Source organism: Pontimicrobium sp. MEBiC01747 (assembly GCF_053601635.1).
The window spans coordinates 1-20,797 of record NZ_JBSHNS010000185.1 but is presented as its reverse complement, the minus strand read 5'-3'; the positions used below and the strand labels follow the sequence as shown (position 1 = coordinate 20,797).

The following is a 20,797-nucleotide window of genomic DNA, read 5'->3' as shown; positions in this document are numbered from 1 at the left end:
GAAAGAAATCAAAAAAAGAAGTGCTTGTCAACGACCTCTTTTCCTTGTTCTTTCACGTCCTTTGGACTGTTCCTTGCCTCGTTCGTCTTGATGTTTACGAATCCGTTTCAAAGCGTCTAAGCGTTTGTTTTGTGATAGGTTGGTATCAAGTTCTTTTAAGATATTTGTATCATAACCAAGTGTTGTAAAACGGAATTTACGTGTAGATTGTATGCCCGTAATTTTACCATTACGAGAATAGAGTTTGAGATTGTGGTCTTGGAGCCGTTTATAAAAATCAGCTTGAGAAGTAGCCTTAGTATACGTTTGTTCTAAAAGAGTAATGAGTTTGTGCTTGTTTGGAACTACACCACGCAGTTGCATTTGATATTCTGCATCTTTAGTTAAAACTTTTTTTTTGAAGGATTATGTTCTATCGCAGATTTTTCTAATTCAGGATAATGTTTTCTCACAAATTCTTCAGCAGGAATTTTGACCTTGTTTTTAAAATCATCACGAGAAATACGAACCGACTTCCCTGTTTTGTATTCTGTGCCACTTAGTAAAATGTGCAGATGAACATGGTCTTTTTCTTTTCGGTGGGCAGTAGCTAATCCTACGGAAAGATTGGAACGCAAAGCCATATATTTTCGTGCTATCTTTTTAAGTTTGTCGTTAGTCAAGTCTTTAGCATTTTCAGAATGGAACGACAATATTTCCATATACAGTTTTACGTTATTCTTTCGTGGATTAATCCGATATTTTTCATTGGCTCGAAACTGTTTTGAAATCTCCTCATTACTTAAATTCTTGCCTTTTATAAATTTAGTGAGGACAAAACTGTTGTCTTGTTCTGCTTCTCGCAGGACATAATTAACGACAGTTGTATAAGCCTTATTATGCTTATAACTCTTGGACTTTATAATCATAAGGAATCCTGTATTACGTGTTCTAAGGTGTGCATATACTGCTCGAGTGCTTCTATTTTTTCTGTGTTGATGTTGTCTTGTTCGAGTAATTCTTGCAAGTACTCTGCTATTAAAAACAGTTGTTGTTCTATAAGCGAAGTATTTACAGGTGTAACTGATTCATTTCTATTTTTGAAATGTTCGAGTACCAGGTATTTAATATATGCTGGCAGACTTTGTTTTTCTGAAAGCTTTGCTTGTATATCGCTATATTCCTTTTTAGAAAAACAGATATGAAGCGTCGTAAATTCTTTGCGTTTACGACGCTTTAAATCCGTATTGTAGGCTCGCCAATAGATTTTCTTGGCCTTAATGATAGCCTCTTCATCTGGTATTGTGTCTTTAAATACCATATCTAGGTAATCGTGAACGGAGGTAAAACTAGTTGGTTTCATTGGTATCGGTATTAGGAAACATGGTCTCTAGTGGTAGTAATGCAGGTTCTAATATTGGCAGATCAGCTGGATTTTCGTAGGCTGGTAATTCAGAGAGTTCTCGTAGCTTACGTACTTTAAAATAGGGTTTTACACGAGCAAGTATTGGACGCATCCCAGAAACCAATACCAAGGCTCGGTTTGTCGGTAAACTCATAATCTCATCGGCAATGAGAACAGGGCGAGATTTTAATCTGTCGTTATCTTTCTTATCTTCAAATTCGTATTTGCCGATAATACGTTCTATAGCCGTAGCTGTATTTAGGTCAGTAGATAAGTAAACCTTAGTTCTAAGGTTACTTATAATCGCATCGGCACGTTTATCATATTTCGACTGTAATTGCGACTGTGCATTTTGGCACACGCACATCATAGCTCCCCTATATTTACGAATATTTGCACAGATTATATCCAGTGAATTAATGCTTAAAATAGGCAGTTCATCCAAATGAAAATAGACGTTTTCCATGTCTTTTTTTGGCAAAGTATCAAAAAAGGTATCGAAATATTGCGACAGAAAGATGGACGTAATTTTACCGTAGTATCGCATTTTTGAGGTACTTGAATGTAAATACAGAACGGTCTTTTCCATACGTATGGTATTAAAATCTCCAATGGTATCGGTACTACAAATGGTGGCAATATTTTCATCGAGCGTAAAAATTTGTACTGCCGTTTGTGCGGTGCTAATAATAGAACTAAGCGTGTTTTCTGATTGTGAAACAATGCTCGAGTATTTCACAAAAAGTTCGTCATTCGGCACATCACGTGCAAAGAGTTTATCTACTAAATGTATCCTATCGGCAGACTGCATACAGTCCAGCAGATAAGCAACGTTGGTAAGATTTTGGTACTGCTGCTCCTGCGTTTTTAAAATCGAGATTAACACATACAAGACTTCAATAGCCTTGTTATTCCAAAAACTATCCGAAGCATTGGTAGCATCGCTTTGTATGGTCACTAAATTTGTTGCCAGTTGTGTGATTTCTGATTTGGTATTGGCTCTTTGCATAGGATTAAACCGCAGGCTTGTTTTGGGAGCTGTAAAGTCTAGCTGCAAAATCTCATAGCCTTTTTCAGCTAATGCTCCACTTGTTTTTTCAAACAATTCTTTTGATGGATCGTGTATAATTTGACTACCATTTACGGTAAGGATAGAGCGTAGAATAACGCCTGCTGTTTTGTATGATCCTGTCTCGCCATTAACCAAAACGCCCTGCATGGAGAGTTTTGGCTTTATAGATTTACCATTAATATTAAAGCCTTTATTCCTGCGTGAAAGCACCTTACGTTCTGGTAAAAACCGCCCTTTCAGGCGGTGTTTGTTGGAATCAAAAAAGGCAACAATATCTTCTAGGAGATTTACGATGCTATCAAAAATACCGTCGAATGTTGGAAATGATAATTTCATATATAGTGTTGTATTAAATTATTAATTTGAATAATGATGACTTCAAGGAGTTTACCGAGTATATAGAGTATGTTTAAAAGTAATTTCCAGATTAATTTGAATATGGCTTTGAAAAAGCGAAATACAAGTGAATCTTCCATAATTAAAGGGTTGTGGTGTTATCAAAGCCGACATGTACTATGGCTCCCCGTGGTTCTAATATAGAGCGGTAAAGTGCCACCAAATGCGAAAAGAGTTTTTCGTCTTTAAGTGATGGGTTATAGGCAATGATTACGGTGATTCCTTGTAAGTTATCTGCCAAAGTCGTTGCAGATTCAAAACGTTTTTTAACGGCTTTGGGGTTGGTGTATAACTGCTGTAATTGCAATCTGTTATGCACAGAAAAGATGTCGTTATGTGATTGCAAGTCCGAACTCACCACAAGGGTACGCTTCCCTTCTTTCTGTGCTAATTCGTTCAGTTCTTTTGCTACCGTTCTAAAAATATCCGATCGGGTTCGCTCCGTATCATTTGCATTAAGTATCGCCAAAGCTTTCTGAAAGCTTGTAAACAAGGCTCGACGCTTGCCTCGGCGTAAATCCTCATTTGCCATCAATGCCGTTTCGCCTTGCGTGAGTACAAAGCTTTGCTTTTGCGTATAGCGTGTCTCTGAAATTGGAATGAGCGATAGCGTAATTCCATCGTGTAAAGCAGTGGTTTTAAGTTGCTTGATAATAGGGTCGCTCGGTACTTTAAAACGGTCTTTCTCCGTTTGATCTATGGCAACACTTAGATAATGTGTTGTTGGTACTTCGGTATCACTGCATCCTTGAAATAGGATGCAGATTATCATGGCTACTGTTATCTGTATTGTTCTCATTGTTATATAGTTTTAGTGTTTGTGGTTTGAAATTCTACGGTGTCGAAATACGTGGTTAATGGTGTTGGTGTTTCTGAAAAACAATCGGGATTTACTTTATCCTTACGAGAGATTAAATTGTGATTGCACCATAGTGCAAAGGCTTTGATGTACTCTGCCGAAATCGAAGTTTCGTAATGATGTGCCATAAGCAGGATGCCATCGAGTTCGGTTAACTTTTCGTTCTTCTCTTCAAGCATCACCGCCAAACGTGCTGTCGCTTGGTTGTACTCTTTAGACTTGGCTTTAATCTGGTTAGCGATAATCTTATGCTTGTTGTAATCTGCAACAAGTTTTTTAGATGGTTTGTAGATCAGCGTAAGTGCAAGTCCCGCTAAAAAAAGTGTGAGGTTAAGAATTACAAAATTCCATTCAGAAACTGCGGTTCCTCCTGTTGCTCCACTACTGGCATTGTATGCCAAACGTAGTTTTGCGAAGCTGTAAAGCAAGGAGGTAATTAAGGAAACAATCCCAAGTCCTATAAGCCATTTCATAAGGCGTGTTTCAAAGAAGTTTAAAATATCCTTGAAAACGTGCGTAATGATGAAGAACGACATAGCAATCCCTAATGCACCAAGTAGTGCGGTAAGGTTGTTACTGCTAATAGGTAAAAAGATTTTAAAATTTAGCATCGTTTCTGAAAACGAAAGCAACACCAAGAAAAACAATGCAATACGCCAATTGCGGATAATATGTTTTAAATTGTTGTTATAATCTTTCTCCTGTTTTTTAAGAACACGTAAGTCTTCTTCTAATGCTTCGCTTTTTTCAGAAAGCATTGCTTCTTCTTTGGCATAGTTTTCTTCGATAATTTCCTTCTCTGCTATAATTCGTTTTGCTCCGAGTAGTTTATGTACATCTTCAAGTAGGGACTGGAAGAGTGCGTGGATCATTAAAATATATACCTTTAAGCTATCCTCTTTATTAGGCAAACCTTTTACGGCTAGGTCTACTGCATTGGTGGTTACTTTTTGGGTAATGATTGGAAGTTGTTTCGTGATGTAGTTATCAGCATCACTATTGGTGTACACGATGTTTGATTTATTTGTTTTCATAATGTTATTTTTAAGTATTTATATAATTGTGTGAATAAAACCTGGCGTTGCCCTTCAATTTCTGGTGGCAAGTCGGTGGCTTTGCTTTCTGTAAACATGGTTATAGCTTCTTCCTTGCTAAATGTTTCTGTTTCTTTAGGAAGTAAGAGTGTTTGCCTGTTTCTTGGGTTATAGAAAGCGTCTGCTGTTTTAGTGAAATAGATGCTGTGATACTTGTAGCGTTTAAAGTAAATGACTAAGATTTCCCTTGGAATGGTAAATGTGTTTTTCATAATTGAAAAGGATTAAAAATTGGAATAGAAAAGCACCACCTAACATTAGGTGGTGCTTTGTTTAATAATTATAGTTGTGATTGTAACCAGATAAAACTTTCGTTATCTGGTTTAAAATGTAACATACGGTCAGTAATTTGTTTAACCTTGTTTAGTAGTTTCACTTTTACGTCTTGTGAAGTATGTTTTTGTGCTAAAAGATATTTACAGTAAGCACGGGCAAAATGACGTTTAGGGTTTTGAATACTGACATTGTTATCAAATGCAATAGCGACCATGTCGTTGTAACAGTCGTTTCCTCTGTTTAACAGTTCGATGTCTTTTTCTGCTGCATCCTTGTATGTTAAAACGTAATACTTTCCTTTTATATAGTAGTAATAAATTTGATGCGCTATGGAAAGTTCGTCTGCATCAATTTCTTGTAGTTTTTCAAACCCTTCTGTACGAAGTGATTTTGTTTTTACCATCTCCTTTATTGCCGTTAGGAGTTGGTAATTTTCTTTGTGGTCTTTCAGACCTTCATTTTTTTGTAATGTTTCCATTAGTAAAGTGGATTAAGTTAAACTTAGTTATCCACTTCGCATCTTGACATTTTTAGTCAATAAGTATGATTAAAAATAAGGCATTGAGAGCTTCGACCTTCTCTTTGTCCTAGTCAAGATACCGAAGCTGATTTTCAGTATCCTCTGATGCCGCCACCTATGTATTTAGGTGGTTTTTTCAGTGACAGGACAAAGAAAGATGGGCAGATTGTAGGCAACTTGGGCAAGATTAGGCAACTTTTAGGCAAGCTTTTTTTATATATCTTAGCGTTATAACAAACCAATATGCCTAGTACAAAAATTACTTTAAAAGATGCTCAAGATTTATTAAAAGAATTTAATAAGGCATACAGAAATTTTTATCAGAATTCACAAGAGCATAAAAAAATAGCCGATAATAGAACAAATACTAAAACTCATGATTTTTATGAGCAAGCTTCTAAAGATGTTAAAGAGTTTGTTAATCCTAATGGCTTTTCGGGGTCTTGGATATGGGGGCTTTTTATTGATGAACAATTAAAAAAACCAGAGAAAAAAAGAAGATTTTTTAATAATACCTACCTTGAATATTTCGAAAGTTTAATTGTTTTTTATCAAGATCATATTTTTATAAAATATGATGATAAAGGAAAATCCTTGTGTAAAATAAATAATGCAATTGACAAGATTCTAAGCAATGAATTAGAACATAATGACGAACCTAATAATGAAAATTCAGAAAGATTCAATAATAAAGATAAAATAATTGATAATGATTACTTATCTGAAGAAGAAATCTCTAAGTCTTCAGAAAAAGCAAAGTTAGAAAGCGAATCTAAAATAACTGTTTTGAAGAAATTAAATAAATGGTTAGAATTAAAAAAAGTAATTGGATTTGTTTTGATTATTACAGTAGCTATTCATGCGTATAATTTTTTTACAAAACAAAAACTTCCTTTTGAAGAAATAAAAATTGGTGACCAAATTTGGTCTAGTGAAATTAATATTCCAATCGAAAATAGTTTTTGTTATGGAGATGTGGAACACAACTGTCAAAGTCTTGGAAGATTATATACCTATATGGCTGCGAAAAAAATTGCTAACCAGTTTGATGGTTGGGAATTACCAATATCACAGGACTTTGAAAAACTTATTGATTACCTTGGAAAAAAAGAAGCAATGCCTAGACTTATGAAAGGAGGAAATACAGGGTTTAACGCATCTTTATCTGGATATGGAAGTTATACTACTTTAGAAAACGATTCGCTTTTTGAATTTATAAATATAGGAAAAGAAACCGCTTTTTGGACTTCTTCAATAAGTAATATTACTGATAATTCAGATGAAAATAGACCCTTTGCATTAAGGTTATTGAAATCGGGAACATATATGAATGTTTGTGATTGTTGGACTACAAAAGACGCTCTTTCTCTTAGATTGATTAAAACTAATCGCGGATATATTCAAAATTTTATTAGAGATGAAATAAGTGAAGAAGATAAAAAAGAAGAGATTGCTAATGGTAATAAAGTTCAACTAGAACGATTAAAAATTTTAAATAATATTTATGAACAAATAGATAAAGAGTTAAAACGTGATAACAAAAAAAGAAGTCTTACAAAAGAGTTAATAGCTAGAATAATTGTAACAAACGAATCCTTAAATCCGTATATTTTTTATAAAAAAGATAAGGCTAAATTTTCAAGCCCTGAAAGAGCTAACCTTTTTTTAAAATTACTCAAAAGTAATCTATCTAAAGATACGTTAGAAGAAATTTTATTCAATACCACTTTTCAAGAAGCAGATTTCTCAGAGTTAGATTTAAGCAATTTAAATTTTGCAGAAAATTTACACGGCATAGTAGGGTCATATAAAACAGAATTACAAGGACTAATCACTCCAATAAAAAGAATAGATTTTAGTTCTGCTGATTTTCAGGGGGCAAATCTGGATAATACTATCTTGTATGGTAATTTTATTGCTGCCAATTTTTCAAACACATCATTAAAAAATACTTCTTTTATATGGTCACAATTAAATTCAACTCTTTTTACTAACAGTACGTTAAATAATGTGTCATTTAAATATTCTAATTTAAATCTTGCTGATTTTCAAAAAACAAAATTCGTAGGAGGAAAAGGGTTTACCAATTGTGATTTAAGAAATGTAAACTTTAATAACTCTTCTTTTTTAGGGGATGGACGACCATTTGTTTTTGAGAATAATTTTATGTCCTCTAAAGGAACGTTCTTTGAATATAAATTACATAGTGAACCGCAAACAATATCAATAGAAGGTTATCCTTTTATAGAAGAAAGCCCCTTAATTGAAGAGGATACTTATTATATTTATAGAGATATTAATTCTTACGAAGGTATCCCTCCATTAATTAAAACTATAGATTTAGATTCAGCATTTACCTTCTTTGGTTCAAAAGAATATGAAAAAAATTTCTTTTCTCTTTTAAGGATTAAAGATGTTAATAATAAAATACAGCATTATACCGTCAGAACTAATGATAATATCAATCGAGGTAGTAAATCGTTGAGAACTCTAATTAGATTTAATGATCATAACTGGGATATATCTGAAGTTATATCAGATACATTTTATAGAGAGAGTTCTTTAAACAAGCTTCAAATAAAATATAGAGGATTAATATATGACTATAAAACAAAAGATACTACGCTTGTAACTGCATCCTTTAAGAACTGTACATTTAAAAATACTCATTTTAAAAATTCTAGTCTAGAATATGTAAGTTTCAAAAATTCAAAATTCATCAATGATAGAGAGATTAATAACTATTTTATAAACTCAAAACTTTATTCAAATGATTTTAGAATAAGAGATGGATTATTCTTTTTTGATTATAATACAGAGTATAATAATCTATTGGTTAATAAAAATTTTCCTCTTATTAAGTTTTTAAATAAAAAAAATTATTTATTGAACAATACTTCGTATAAGAAGCATCTTATTAAAAAACAGAAATATAAAATAGAAGGAACCTCTTATGTTAATTTATATCAAGAAGACACTGAAAAAAAACTTGAATGGATAAAATATTTTGAAAAGCAAATGAAAATCGATAGTGTTGAATTTAATGGTAAAAAAAAATTGCTTTTGAGAAAAATAAATTAACTCTCTTTACTCTCTATAAATTATTAGAAAAAACACTCCTAAAAGTGTTCTTATTTATTCATTAATGTTATATCCATTGTCCTTAATCTTTTCTCTAGCTTTCCACAATAACTGTCTTATACGAGTTCCAGACAATTCATATTCTTTAGCAATATCATTTATCGAAGTGTCGTACTGCCAATAGAGAGATGCAATAGTGAATAGTCTTGTATCTAAAAAGGTTTTGAAGTCTTGTTTATGAGCTACAAATATTCCTTTTGGAATGAATAAATTCATTTCAGGCATAATTATATAATAGATTAAATCGAGTAATACTCCAGCAGTAATAAAAGCGTTAGCTTTTATAGCATTAAATACTATCTATACCATACTAACTCCAGCTATCTCGTTGTGATTGTTTACGTCTTTCTTGTTCATATATTTGCTGTAGTCTCTGTTTATCCGTTAGTCTTCCTTTTTGTTCATTATTTACCTTGTACTTTGGTAAAGAAATTTCTTTTGTAGTCCGCATATTTTGCGGGGGTATTTCTTTTGTTTTTGCGTTGTATAACGTAGTTTTTTCTTGGTTATCCAGTACAAGTGCATAGTAAACACGTTTAGCGTTTTTACGTTGTACTGGATTGATTAAATCATTTCCTACATAATCAGTAACTTGGATAAGTGCTTTGTCTAGAAGTTCTTGAATACCATTAGTAACACTACGATTAGAGATTCCTGTTTTCTCAAACTGTGAATGAGATATCCAATCACGTTCTTTTATCTTTCCATTTTCATCTCGCCAACCTAAAACATTTCTTACAATTTTTAAATACACACGAAGTGCTGAACCACTTAGTGTCGCAATGTATTTATCAAAAAACACATTCGGTACTGGTGTGGTGTTGTTAAGCTTCATTTGATCCGAAATCTATTGTAGGTAATGCATCATCATGATTAGGGAAGATCATAAAATCTGTATTAGGTTGATGATAGAGTTGCAGGAATACACCACCGTTTTTTGTGATTTTAATAACACCTACTTTATGGTATATCTTCTTGTCTTCTGTGTTTTGGGTAATAGTTTTTCGAGTTACGACATTATAGAATTTTGTCATTTTAATTTAGTTGTTATGTACCTAAAACCTTAGGATGTGTATCCAATAGTAATTGTTCATAATAATTTATGCCTTTAATAGTGTCGTAAAACTCTTGACAAGTCGTACAAGGAGTGTTGTGCGACGTTACTAAGATTTTCAATGTAGTTCTCTTTTGAACTACAATACACCACTAAAGACTAATGCAACTTAATATAAAGGTTAACTTTATAAATAAATTACTATAACCAATTTACTATTCATAGTTTTAAGGTACTGTCATTATTATAATTTAATTAAAAACAAAAGCAACAACACATTGCTTTTGTTTTTATATTAGACTTAACTGTTTTTGATTTATTGTTAACATATTAAGTACATTCTTAGAAGTTACTTCTTCGGATAATGCCCTATTTAGAAAATGCCCTGCTAACTTCTGATGGCGTTCTACACATAAATGTGTGTATGCAAATGAAGATTCAGGCTTAACATGTCTTAAGATAACCGATACATCACGCATACTTCCTCCCATATTTAATATCTCATTTGCTTTACCGTGCCTAAAACTATGAGGCGTATAATTTTTATTTAGTTGCGCTTCTTCTATAAGAGATTTAATCCAACGCTGTATACTTCTAGCTGTAAATGGTTTCCCTGTTTTATTATTAATTAATAACTCATCGCCTGTTATATCCATTGCTACTCTAATACCTAAATAATTAGTTAAAATAGCATCTGTTTCCTTTCCCCAAACAACTTGATCATATCTCATACTTTTTCGTGTTCGTACTTTGGCTGATCGTAAACCATTAGCACCTCTTTTCTCTATATGAGATAACTTTAAATCGAGTAATTCACTTATTCGCATTCCTGTATCCCATAATAAGTTTATAACCAATTTCTTTTGTAAATCGACCAAGTTATTTGTCGATAATAAACTGTTAAGAATTTCAAAGTCTTCTCTATCAATAATATCCTTATCTGCATTAACAAAACGTACGGGAATAATTTCTTTAGGATTAAATGTTGTTATACCTCTTCCATGCCAAAACCAGAAAAAATTCCTAAGGATTCTAGCTGAATAAGCTATAGTTGCAGGGCTATAATTCCCTTCCATTGTTTCATGATAGTTGACTATATCGTCTCCTGTAATTGTACCAAGTACTTTTGCTTCTCCAATAAATTCTTGAAATTGAATAAGTCGTATTTCATAACGTTCATAAGCAACAGTCGTGTGTGATTTTTTCCATTTTAAGTAAATCTGTATTGATTCTTTAATATTCATTATACATAAAAGACCCGCCAAAAACGATCTAGCGGGTCTTTTACATACCCCAACTAAAAAGCTAGAGGTATAAAAAGACTACCGCCATTGTCGTTTTAGTTAATACAATTAAGCATTAACGACCCTTTCGGGCAACGGGGTTCTTTATATTAAGTTGCGTGTAATAGTGTAATTCATAAATGAAATTTTCGCAAGGACTGTATGCTCCCCTTGTGTGAAAAAGCCAAGACATCTTCCCCTGTTCTCAACTATGGTATAATAGGAGTAAGTTAGAACGTAAAAAAGACCCAAAAGGCATTTTTAAAAATTATCATAGAACTCAAACAAGTCAAGTAGTTCTTTTTCTTGTTCATCTAAATGAACAACAACAATTCAATATACCTTTATTCGATTACTCTTCCCTGTTATGTCTTTGTCTCATTTATACGACATCAGCTATTTTGCTCGCTCTAATTTTAGAGGCGATGGTAAACGCTTTGGGATTAAACAAGCCGACAGATTATTCCATTTCTATTGCTTTGGAAAGAGTGGAAGTGGTAAGACTTCCCTGTTAAAAACCTTAATGTTGCAGGATGTCGAAGCCCATCGTGGATTTACCTTTTTAGATGTACATGGAGATGCTTCTCGTGAAATTGTAGAGAAGATACACAATATATTTCCTACAAGACCTCTTATATACTTTGACGTTACCAATCCCAACCTTGATTTTGGATACAATCCGCTACGGAAAGTATCGGTAACAAAACGTTCTTTAGTAGCATCCAACATTTTGGAAATCTTTCAGCGAAATTGGAAATCTGCCTGGGGAATGAAAATGGAACATATCCTACGAATGATTTTGCTAACCCTATTAGACCAGCCAAGGGCACAGCTTGCGGACATCTTAAAACTACTACATGAAAAATCATATCGAGATCAATGTTTAGTCCATATTCAAAACCCTGACATTAAAAATTTCTGGATAAAAGAATTTCCAAAATACAAGCCGAATGATCTGTTACCAATAATGAACAAATTAGGAGGTTTTCTTAGTCATACGATGGTGCGTAAAATCTTGATTGAAAATACCAAGCAACTCTCTTTGCGCCATATCATTAACACCAATACCATCCTTGTTATTAACGTGGCTAAAGGAGACGTCGGTGTTGATGTCGCTAATATTCTTGGCGGATTATTACTTACCTCTTTAGCCTCTGCCTCGTTCTCTCGGATTGATATTTTAGAACACGAACGAACCCCATACTTTATATACATCGATGAGTTTCAAACCCTATCAGGAACAGAACTTATTGCAGAATTATTGGCGCAGGTTCGTAAGTTTAAAATCGGCCTCATTCTCGCCAATCAATTTTTAAATCAATTGGATAGAGAGGTTCGCGACAGCGTGCTTGGAAACGTAGGTACTATTGTTGCATTTCGTCTTGGTATTACTGATGCGAAACTCATGGCAAAAGAATTTTATCCTGTGTTTTCTACCGAAGATTTTACCTCGCTTGCTAACTATTCTATCTACCTAAAATTAATGATAGATGGTAAGCCTTCTGTACCTTTTAGTGCAGATACTGTTTTATAACGCCACTCTAAAAATCATTACAACCTATACAGAACACTTTATTTACTCATTCCCTTTTCCTGTATATGTCTAAATTTAAAACCCCCATAACCTATTACGGAGGCAAGCTTAATATGCTTAAACATATTTTGCCTTTAATTCCTCCCCACCGTATTTACACTGAAGCCTTTTTTGGTGGCGGTGCGGTATTCTTTGCCAAAGAGAGATCTGAAGCCGAAGTCATTAACGATACTAACAGTATGGCAATTGCTTTTTACGAAACAGTGGTTAATGACTTTGATAAGCTGAAAACTAAAATTGAAGCCACACTCTTTTCGCGAGCAACCTATACCGTTGCCGATACTATTTACCGTATGCCACACTTGTTTAACAAACTACAACAGGCTTGGGCATTTTATGTCGGCACCAACATGGGGTTTTCCTGTCAGATAGGATCATGGGGCTATGACAAATATAGTAAACGAACGAAAGCATTTTTAAACAAACAACTCGCTTTCAATGAAGCCATTTACAAACGGCTTAAAGGTGTACAAATAGAAAATAACGATGCCTGCAAAGTCATTGCAAGCAGAGATACCAACGATGCCTTTCACTATGTTGATCCGCCATATATAAACTCGGCACAAGGGCACTACGAAGGCTATAGTGAAGCTGATTATATCAAGCTTCTCGATACGCTTTCAAAGGTAAAGGGTAAATTCTTGTTAAGCTCATATCCTTCGGCTATTCTTAGCAGATACATCGAAGATAACGCTTGGTACACCAAAGTATTCGACAAGCCACTCTCTGCACGAAAAGCAATAGAAGGTAAAACGCGAGGTCGAAAGATTGAAGTACTGACGGCTAACTATCCTATCTAAAACAAACAATTCAATAGTCATTTTTAAAAAAGCCACCCGCTTTCTCGGGTACACCATTATGAAAAAAATAATAGACAAAACAGTTAATCTCGACCTGGTTGGGGTTAACGGCAATGCGTATGCCATTATGGGAGCATTTAGAAGACAAGCACGAAAAGAACAATGGACTGATGACGAAATAGAAACCGTTATCACCGAAGCTAAAAATGGAGATTATAACCATCTACTGGGTACCATTCTAAAGTACTGTAATCCCGAAGACGAATAACAAACTTTTTAAACACTCTTATCAATGAAACAAATAGTACATAAGACGATAACCTTAGACTGTCGTCTATTAAAAAACTACGAATACATAGAAGCCTTTACCAAGCAGGCACGTAGTGAAAACTGGACTGAAGATGAAATAGAAGCTGTAGTCCTTAAAGCAATCTCAAATAAAGGAAAGCATTTTGTAGAAACTTTTAAAATTCACTGTAGTAGTGGCGTAAAAAAAATAGTAGACAAAACTGTGAACCTAAACGTCGTCAATCCTCATATTAACGCCTTCATGCTCGTTGGTCTTTTTAAAGGGCAAGCAAAGCAGGAGGGATGGACAGACGAAGAGATTAATCAAGTAATAGATGAAGCCAATAGTGGAGATTATAACCACCTCGTTGCTACCATTAAAAATCACTGTGAAGCCAAAGCCGAAAACCAATAAAACCAAAGATTATGCAGAAAAAAGACAAAGTATATAAGCTTTTTCATAAGTCGGTACCCGAATCAAAAAAGTACACGGCTCAAGCAAAATCAAAAGGATTTAGCACACGAGAAGAAGCCGAAAAAGAACGAGATCGACAATATGAACAAGGAGTATACAAATGGCATTCACTAAAAATTATGATGCTTTTTGAAAACAAAAAAACACATAACAAATGACAATAGAAACACAGCAAGTATTGCTCCATTTTTTACAGCAATACAAAAGCCTTTTGGCGAGTAATATTCAAGACGAGATTCATCCGTTTTTTGAAGGATTCTTTCTTAAAGAAGAACTCATTGCTATAATTAGGTTCACATTTGAAGCTAACGAAACAGCCTTACAAGACCTTGAAACAAAAACACCATCGCAGTTATTAGCACTAATTAGTGATGATATCTATATCCTTACCTATTACTTAGAAAAACTTAAAGTAACCTTATTTAAGGACATGGTAATAACAAACGAAATCGTTTGGAAAACGCTTGAACAGTTATCACAACACACCCATTACTTAGCGTCGAAAGATGTTGTAATGTGGGATAAATATGATCATGCGAATTATAGAGCCATGAGCCATAAAGCAGGCCAAATAAAACGGGTCTATGGTCTATACGATAATACCATCTCGCAAGAGGATGCAGAACGTGTCACTTCCCTTCCCAAGCGTTTCTACGACACAGAAGAACAGGCTAAACAAGTACTTACTGAAAGCACTTACAAGGACAGTAATACACACATTTTACATCTCTTAATAGCAAATCCATAAACAACAAGAATATGAAAGCTAAACTTAAAAAAGTCTATGTCATTTTTGTGGCACTCGACTTTAAAAACTTTAACCATTACTGCCTTGAACCAAAACCATATTACATGGACTTTGAAGAAGCACAGCGACAACTCAATTATTTAATAGAAAGCAAACAATACGCACAAACACAATTAAAAATTCAACAATTATGGAAGATAACAGAAAACAATTAATGAAACATTTTGCTACGGTATTAAAAAACCTATCCCTAGGAAAGACCACTGATAACATGATCAGTGAGAACTTAGTACATTATTTCAGTAGAAAAGCACTGCTTGAAATGGTACATAAACGTTTTAATGGCAAAATCCCTAAAGAGATTAATTTGGTAGAAGCTGAAAAGCAAGACCTCCTTTCTTTTATTGGTAACGAACTCTACATTATTACCTATACCGTAGAAAAATGGTGCAAGGAAATACAAAAAGAAGAACCGAAAGATCTTGGTGTTAAAAAGAATCCACCTTTTACAACAGAGCCTATACCAGATAAAAAAGAACAACCTAAAAAAACAACAGCTAAAAATGGAAAGACAGACAAGTAAACAAAAAGCTATTGATATTGCTTTGTGGCGTAATGTGAACCATAGATATAATAACAATTACGGTGTTGTACATAGTACCTCCGATGATTATATTATCATTCCAACCGATCATCCAACGTTTGAAAACGCAGATTTTGAAACCTTGCCACAAGACTATTCAGATATCTCGTATAAACAGATACAGCATATTGCTATGGACATTAATCCACTTATGCATTGGGAAGATTTAAAAGGAGTATTCTCTACTATGCACGGCGAACTATTACGGTTTCTGTTGCATTACAAAGTACCTCTTGAAAAATTTATGAGATGGGAGTTAGCTTGTCGTGAATACGATAACAATTTTCAACAAGTAAGCTTTGAAGAAGCTAAAAAAACTTGGTTAGTATGAGACAAGTAACACAAATACGAATGATTACCTTTCAAGAATATCAAATTTACATGGATGATACGAAAGATCATGTTCCTAGTTTTGAAGATTATGTAAATAATGTATTGCAAGGAGAATTATCTGAATTTAAACATAGTATTGATTCTGTACAATGTATTGATTTAAATAACATTTTTGTTGTTTACACATTAACAATTTAATATCTAGAACACTTTGCTTTGCGGAGTGTTTTTTTAACGAGAATATAAACGTATTCTAATCTGCCATTTTCTCTAATTCAGACAAATAATATTCTAAATCTTCATCGTCGATTAGATTTTCTTCATTTTCAGCTTCTTTAAGTCGCTTTGCAATAATACGCTCTCGTTCTTTATCGAATTCTTCTTTACTAACAACCTTATCTCCATTATAATATATCGTACTCATAATTTTAGTATATCATTTTAAAATAAGCTTATAAATTTAATATTTAAAAGGTTTGAAAAAGGCACTTAACTATAAAAAACTGTACTTTTATATTCTATTTATCACGAAAAACAAACAGTATGCATTCCGATGATATTCAAAAAGCAATAGAACAGCACATGCTAGAACAAAATAATAAAGGTCTTGAGGAGTTTGATGGATTATCCCCTCATCATCTTCATTTTTTACTGTATGACACCTTTAGTGAATCGAGCATACTTACACTTCAAAAACTAACAGAAAAACAATACAGTACTATTCCTATTTTAAATCAGGTAAAATATTTAGCGAATTGCATCTTAAAAGAGCAAGAAGTAAAACTTACCAAAACAGGAGCTTTACCTACTAAAATTGTTTTTGATGTTTATAATAATGGTGGTTTTAAAGAAGAGTATATTGAAAACGGGATTGTTAAGCTTCGAAAAGAAACCGATTCATTTTCTATTCAACTTTCTAATATTTTGTTACAACTTTCAGGAATTATAAAAAAAAGAAATAACAAATTAAGTATTACTCAAAAAGGAGTTAAGATTATTAATGATAATACCTTAGTGTTGCCATTACTTTTCAAAACCTTTTGCACCAAATTCAATTGGAGTTATTTTGATGGATACGAAGATGAAAAATGGGGACAATTAGGTTTTGGGTTTTCATTAGTGCTACTTAGTAAATATGGAAATCTTAAACGGAAAGATAGTTTTTATGCTGAAAAATATTATAATGCTTTTCCTGATTTATTGGATTTTCATCCATATAATGACCGTATTAAACAAAGTGCTTTCGGTGCATATAATTTTAGAACCTTTAATCATTTTTTAACTTCCTTTGGATTTATTAAATATGATAAAAGAGTTATTTTTGAACCTCGTGAGGTTATTAAAACAAAACTTTTTGATGCCTTTATTAAAGTGAAAATGTAATTAAAGTGTGATTAATATGTAATTAAAATACAGACAGTACGTTTAGTGTTTTCAATCCCTTAACACAGATTATTGAATACGCAATACAAACGCAATTACCATCCGCTCATTATTCTCTTTTATGTTTACGATATGCTCGATCATGAGCAACTAGCGTATATTCCTAAAAACACACGAAATAACTGGAATAAATTTAAACATGATAATTACGATTGTAACGATTGGGTTTCGCCATTCTTGGTTCAGTTTGAAGATATTAAAACCATATATATGCGTGAGCATTTGCGAAAAACAATCCTGCTGTTAATAACCATTAGTAATGGCTATCAAAACGTATTGTCCTCTATTACCAAAAAGAAATCACTCGTAAAACAGAATGCAAAAACTATTGTTACTTCCATTGAAAGTTTAGTTAAGGTTTCTAATATTAATATTGTACGTGCTTGCAGATTTTATGGTGTGTCGAAAGATTGGTTTTATCGTGAAAAACGAAAAGTATACTGTTCCCTTTCTCCTTTTAAATTGTGTTATAAACAGCATCCAAATCAATTAACGCAAACAGAAGTAATGGCTATTGAAACCATTGTACGTAATCCAGACAATTATGGTAAAACAAAAACAACATTGTATTATACAGCTTTAAGAAACGCATTAGTGTTTTGTGGCAAATCTACTTTTAATAAATATGCATCGGCTTTAGGCTATAAAAAGTTTAAGTACATCAAGAAACAACTTGAACACAAATTTAGAGCCTCACGTGTATTTGAATGGTTACATGTAGATATTACCTATGTGCCAACGCTTGAAAGCGGCATGCAAAAAGTGGCTTTTGTAAAAGATAATTTCTCCAAAGGTTTATTACATTACAAATCCACCACAGGAAAAGCCGATTCTTATTTTATCGCCACGCTCTTTCAAGAAACATTCGAGAAGTATAACTTATTCGATGCTAAAGATTCTATTAATATTCTTTCCGATGGTGGCTCAGAGAATAAAGGCGAACTGCTTTCGTGGATTAAACATATTAAAGCACCACCTGTAGTTTCTAAAATTACTGCCAAAACCGATGAGTTCCCTTTTACTAATAATATGGCGGAAAGTACACATAGTATTTATAAAACGGAATTTTTGAAAAAACAGATTAGTAAAAACACAACCGAGCATTTAAAAAATCTAGCCTCATTTTTCGAGTATTATAATAACAAGCGTTATCCAACCGAACTTTATGGTTTAACTCCTCTCGAGGTTGTAAATGGTAAAATTCCTAACAAACATTTTTATAAAGAGCAAATACAACAAGCTAGAAAAGATAGAGTAGTAGTGAATCAGAATTTTAATAACTGTCCTGTTGTTCTTAGGAAAAGTATATCTTCTTAGGATTGATTATTGAGAAAATGACTTATAAGATGTTGTTTTAATCTCTTTTAGGTTTTCTCTATCGATCTCTATTAAAATATGCCCATAAAAAAAGAAGCTACTTTTTTAAATAGCTTCTTCTTCGTTTTATAATTTCTACTTTTTAGACTAATATTTCCTAAGCCTTGTTTTTATTACTAAAAACCAATATTGGGGACGATTTGTTGTAGTTTAAAGTAGTGTGTTCCCTGAAGTAGTGTGTTTCCACCCTTATTTTAAAGCCCTCTAACAAACTTTCTCTTTATTCAATATATCTAGAACGTATAAAAAGAGTAGCTAGTATTTTTTCTAACCACTCTTTTTCAATTATTTAACCTCTTTATTTTTGTATGTCCTAATTTGAAACACTACCGAACTCTACCTACATTATCCTAATTTAAAACTTTACCATCTGGGTGGGTATGAATATTTCTAAAATTATCATTACAAATCAATACTGGATAATCTTCCTTATTTAAAACTTTAGCACTCTCTATCTTCTGATATTTTAGAATATCATTTTTACATATAAAATATGAAGTAGCTTTTTCATTACTGTCATTTAATAATATAGGTTCAGTTCCTTTAGGAATTTCACCTCTTTTAATCTTATAATACAAAGAGTCTATAATGTTATACTTCTGCATTTTATGAACAATCTCTTTAGTTATCACATTTCCTTTTTTTGAATAACCCCATAAAAAGAGTTTATTATTCTTTTCAATAAATTTTGTTGGAAAGTATGAACTAGGAACCGAACCTATAGTATCTTGCAAAGTTGGTGTTATTTTTCTCTCTCTAAAGAAATCAAAAAAATATACACTATCTGAATTATCAAATTCAGAAATAATGAAGACTTTGTGTTTGCTAGAAGATGTATTAACAAAATCAATAATTGCATTAATTCTAGCTTCCTCCTTTTCGCCTTTTAGATTCAGTTGTTCTTTCCATGAACTACAAGAAAAAAAGAAAATAAATATTAAACAGCTTTTAAAAATAATTTTCATAATTAGTCAATTAATAAGAAATTCTTCCGTTTTTATTATATATGTAACTAGGAAGAGGCCCTCCTCCTCTTGCATTTCTTCTAGCCTTAGCGTTCAAATCATCTCTATCAGCATTATTAATATCGGTACTAGCTCCTGTCCCACTTGGATGAGTATGAAAATGAGCTTTAACAATTAAACTTCCTTCAACTACTTGGTTTAGTCCATAAGTATGACTAGCACTTGTTCTCCAATCATTTTTTGTCCGACTATCAGTAACAGTTGGATGTGTAAGTAATACTTTTCCAGTTCTACTTAAAGTTTCAAATCCTGCAATCTCTACTCCAAGTTCATTCTCAGACAGTTGAACAAAGAAATCAACTATATCACCTTGAGTTGGTTGACCAGCACCATCATATTCGATTTGCTCATGATTGTCTCTAAAATTTTGTCCTTCTTTTAAAATCCCTTTTGCCACATTATCAACAGTAACTTTAGCTACTTGATTACCATTTGAATCCGTTTCAGTTTTAACCCTCCCTTGCCTATCTGTCTTTAATATTCTATCTGTAGCATTATTTTCTGATCCATCATTAGGGTCTACTCTTACAACTTCACCTTTCTTTTTACCTGTGCTAGAATCATCTTTTTTAAGAACTTTATAATCTGTTTCAACTCCTTCACCATTATAGTCTATAAAAAATACAGGGTTATTAGCAGCAAAGGCATAAGTCGACTGGAAATAATAATCTTCAGCTTTAGGGTCTAAATTCATAAATCGACCAATTGCAGGGTCATGATTTCTTGCTCCTAAATCATACCAATTTATATCAAATTCGTTTTGTTCTTCTTTTCCGTTGTAACCATAAGGATGATGTTCTCCAATAATTACATTATTATATCCCTTATGACGAAGCCCAAAAGGATAGTAGTTATTTTCTTCAATAATCTCACTATCTAAATCTCCATCCCCATCAATATCTGTATCAAAAACACCATCATTATTGGTGTCCTCTGCGATATCTATAATACCATCTCCATCAATATCACCATAACTTAGCCTAATGTTACCT

General features: G+C 32.9%; 28 protein-coding genes. 13 read left to right on the top strand and 15 right to left on the bottom strand.

What is annotated here, in order from left to right:
* Positions 1-27: 27 nt before the first annotated feature.
* The 8 genes from ACVC2P_RS06025 to ACVC2P_RS05990 form a co-directional block, all read right to left on the bottom strand.
* Positions 28-363, bottom strand: a complete 336-nt coding sequence (locus tag ACVC2P_RS06025; RefSeq protein WP_452597575.1) for a hypothetical protein — start codon at positions 361-363, stop codon at positions 28-30.
* A 20-nt stretch (positions 364-383) separates the two neighbouring features.
* A complete protein-coding gene (locus ACVC2P_RS06020; protein ID WP_452597574.1) occupies positions 384-908 on the bottom strand; it encodes a relaxase/mobilization nuclease domain-containing protein in 525 nt (174 codons plus the stop codon).
* Positions 905-1,342 (bottom strand): hypothetical protein, encoded by a 438-nt coding sequence (locus ACVC2P_RS06015; RefSeq protein ID WP_452597573.1) that lies wholly within the window; start codon positions 1,340-1,342, stop codon positions 905-907. Before ACVC2P_RS06015 ends, ACVC2P_RS06020 begins: the two co-directional genes overlap by 4 nt.
* Positions 1,329-2,792, bottom strand: a complete 1,464-nt coding sequence (locus tag ACVC2P_RS06010; RefSeq protein WP_452597572.1) for a type IV secretory system conjugative DNA transfer family protein — start codon at positions 2,790-2,792, stop codon at positions 1,329-1,331. The genes ACVC2P_RS06015 and ACVC2P_RS06010 overlap by 14 nt, the downstream gene beginning before the upstream one ends.
* Positions 2,793-2,934: 142 nt before the next feature.
* Positions 2,935-3,651, bottom strand: coding sequence for a hypothetical protein (locus ACVC2P_RS06005; RefSeq protein WP_452597571.1), 717 nt, complete (start codon positions 3,649-3,651; stop codon positions 2,935-2,937).
* Positions 3,652-3,653: 2 nt separating this feature from the next.
* A complete protein-coding gene (locus ACVC2P_RS06000) occupies positions 3,654-4,745 on the bottom strand; it encodes a hypothetical protein (protein ID WP_452597570.1) in 1,092 nt (363 codons plus the stop codon).
* Entirely contained in the window at positions 4,742-5,017 is a 276-nt protein-coding gene (locus ACVC2P_RS05995) for a hypothetical protein (protein ID WP_452597569.1), read from the bottom strand. Before ACVC2P_RS05995 ends, ACVC2P_RS06000 begins: the two co-directional genes overlap by 4 nt.
* 68 nt (positions 5,018-5,085) lie before the next feature.
* Entirely contained in the window at positions 5,086-5,559 is a 474-nt protein-coding gene (locus ACVC2P_RS05990; RefSeq protein WP_452597568.1) for a hypothetical protein, read from the bottom strand.
* Between the two features lie 285 nt (positions 5,560-5,844).
* Here ACVC2P_RS05990 and ACVC2P_RS05985 point away from each other — a divergent pair, with 285 nt between their 5' ends.
* Positions 5,845-8,682, top strand: coding sequence for an FISUMP domain-containing protein (locus ACVC2P_RS05985; protein ID WP_452597567.1), 2,838 nt, complete (start codon positions 5,845-5,847; stop codon positions 8,680-8,682).
* Positions 8,683-8,736: 54 nt separating this feature from the next.
* Here the strand turns inward: ACVC2P_RS05985 and ACVC2P_RS05980 are convergent, their stop codons facing one another.
* From ACVC2P_RS05980 to ACVC2P_RS05965, 4 genes are all read right to left on the bottom strand, one after another.
* Positions 8,737-8,967, bottom strand: coding sequence for a hypothetical protein (locus ACVC2P_RS05980; RefSeq protein ID WP_452597566.1), 231 nt, complete (start codon positions 8,965-8,967; stop codon positions 8,737-8,739).
* An 85-nt stretch (positions 8,968-9,052) separates the two neighbouring features.
* Positions 9,053-9,577 carry a hypothetical protein gene (locus tag ACVC2P_RS05975; protein WP_452597565.1) on the bottom strand — a complete coding sequence of 175 codons (525 nt, stop codon included), beginning with the start codon at positions 9,575-9,577 and terminating at the stop codon, positions 9,053-9,055.
* Entirely contained in the window at positions 9,567-9,776 is a 210-nt protein-coding gene (locus tag ACVC2P_RS05970) for a hypothetical protein (RefSeq protein ID WP_452597564.1), read from the bottom strand. The genes ACVC2P_RS05975 and ACVC2P_RS05970 overlap by 11 nt, the downstream gene beginning before the upstream one ends.
* Positions 9,777-10,086: 310 nt before the next feature.
* Entirely contained in the window at positions 10,087-11,040 is a 954-nt protein-coding gene (locus ACVC2P_RS05965; RefSeq protein ID WP_452597563.1) for a tyrosine-type recombinase/integrase, read from the bottom strand.
* A 406-nt stretch (positions 11,041-11,446) separates the two neighbouring features.
* Here ACVC2P_RS05965 and ACVC2P_RS05960 point away from each other — a divergent pair, with 406 nt between their 5' ends.
* The 10 genes from ACVC2P_RS05960 to ACVC2P_RS05915 all read left to right on the top strand — a co-directional run bounded on the left by ACVC2P_RS05960 (position 11,447) and on the right by ACVC2P_RS05915 (position 16,158).
* Complete coding sequence (locus ACVC2P_RS05960) at positions 11,447-12,613, top strand: type IV secretory system conjugative DNA transfer family protein (RefSeq protein ID WP_452597562.1); 1,167 nt, start codon at positions 11,447-11,449, stop codon at positions 12,611-12,613.
* 65 nt (positions 12,614-12,678) lie between these two features.
* On the top strand, positions 12,679-13,473 hold the full coding sequence (locus ACVC2P_RS05955; RefSeq protein WP_452597561.1) for a DNA adenine methylase: 795 nt from the start codon (positions 12,679-12,681) through the stop codon (positions 13,471-13,473).
* A 127-nt stretch (positions 13,474-13,600) separates the two neighbouring features.
* Positions 13,601-13,741, top strand: coding sequence for a hypothetical protein (locus ACVC2P_RS05950; RefSeq protein ID WP_452597560.1), 141 nt, complete (start codon positions 13,601-13,603; stop codon positions 13,739-13,741).
* Between the two features lie 24 nt (positions 13,742-13,765).
* Positions 13,766-14,176: a hypothetical protein gene (locus ACVC2P_RS05945; RefSeq protein ID WP_452597559.1), complete on the top strand. Its 411-nt coding sequence runs from the start codon at positions 13,766-13,768 to the stop codon at positions 14,174-14,176.
* 11 nt (positions 14,177-14,187) lie between these two features.
* The gene (locus ACVC2P_RS05940) at positions 14,188-14,394 is read left to right on the top strand and encodes a hypothetical protein (protein WP_452597558.1); all 207 of its coding nucleotides are present in this window, start codon (positions 14,188-14,190) and stop codon (positions 14,392-14,394) included.
* Entirely contained in the window at positions 14,391-14,984 is a 594-nt protein-coding gene (locus ACVC2P_RS05935) for a hypothetical protein (protein WP_452597557.1), read from the top strand. The genes ACVC2P_RS05940 and ACVC2P_RS05935 overlap by 4 nt, the downstream gene beginning before the upstream one ends.
* Before the next feature lie 11 nt (positions 14,985-14,995).
* Positions 14,996-15,199, top strand: coding sequence for a hypothetical protein (locus ACVC2P_RS05930; protein ID WP_452597556.1), 204 nt, complete (start codon positions 14,996-14,998; stop codon positions 15,197-15,199).
* Positions 15,175-15,567 carry a hypothetical protein gene (locus tag ACVC2P_RS05925; protein WP_452597555.1) on the top strand — a complete coding sequence of 131 codons (393 nt, stop codon included), beginning with the start codon at positions 15,175-15,177 and terminating at the stop codon, positions 15,565-15,567. The genes ACVC2P_RS05930 and ACVC2P_RS05925 overlap by 25 nt, the downstream gene beginning before the upstream one ends.
* The gene (locus tag ACVC2P_RS05920; protein WP_452597554.1) at positions 15,548-15,958 is read left to right on the top strand and encodes a hypothetical protein; all 411 of its coding nucleotides are present in this window, start codon (positions 15,548-15,550) and stop codon (positions 15,956-15,958) included. Before ACVC2P_RS05925 ends, ACVC2P_RS05920 begins: the two co-directional genes overlap by 20 nt.
* A complete protein-coding gene (locus ACVC2P_RS05915) occupies positions 15,955-16,158 on the top strand; it encodes a hypothetical protein (protein ID WP_452597553.1) in 204 nt (67 codons plus the stop codon). Before ACVC2P_RS05920 ends, ACVC2P_RS05915 begins: the two co-directional genes overlap by 4 nt.
* 55 nt (positions 16,159-16,213) lie before the next feature.
* Here ACVC2P_RS05915 and ACVC2P_RS05910 read toward each other — a convergent pair whose 3' ends face one another.
* Entirely contained in the window at positions 16,214-16,384 is a 171-nt protein-coding gene (locus tag ACVC2P_RS05910) for a hypothetical protein (protein WP_452597552.1), read from the bottom strand.
* Positions 16,385-16,503: 119 nt separating this feature from the next.
* Between ACVC2P_RS05910 and ACVC2P_RS05905 the strand changes: the two genes are divergently transcribed.
* Complete coding sequence (locus ACVC2P_RS05905) at positions 16,504-17,343, top strand: hypothetical protein (protein WP_452597551.1); 840 nt, start codon at positions 16,504-16,506, stop codon at positions 17,341-17,343.
* Between the two features lie 72 nt (positions 17,344-17,415).
* Complete coding sequence (locus ACVC2P_RS05900; RefSeq protein ID WP_452597550.1) at positions 17,416-18,720, top strand: integrase core domain-containing protein; 1,305 nt, start codon at positions 17,416-17,418, stop codon at positions 18,718-18,720.
* 410 nt (positions 18,721-19,130) lie between these two features.
* Here ACVC2P_RS05900 and ACVC2P_RS05895 read toward each other — a convergent pair whose 3' ends face one another.
* Positions 19,131-19,745 (bottom strand): hypothetical protein, encoded by a 615-nt coding sequence (locus ACVC2P_RS05895; RefSeq protein WP_452597549.1) that lies wholly within the window; start codon positions 19,743-19,745, stop codon positions 19,131-19,133.
* 10 nt (positions 19,746-19,755) lie between these two features.
* Positions 19,756-20,797: RHS repeat-associated core domain-containing protein (locus ACVC2P_RS05890; RefSeq protein WP_452597548.1), on the bottom strand; the 1,042-nt coding region annotated here is incomplete at its 5' end.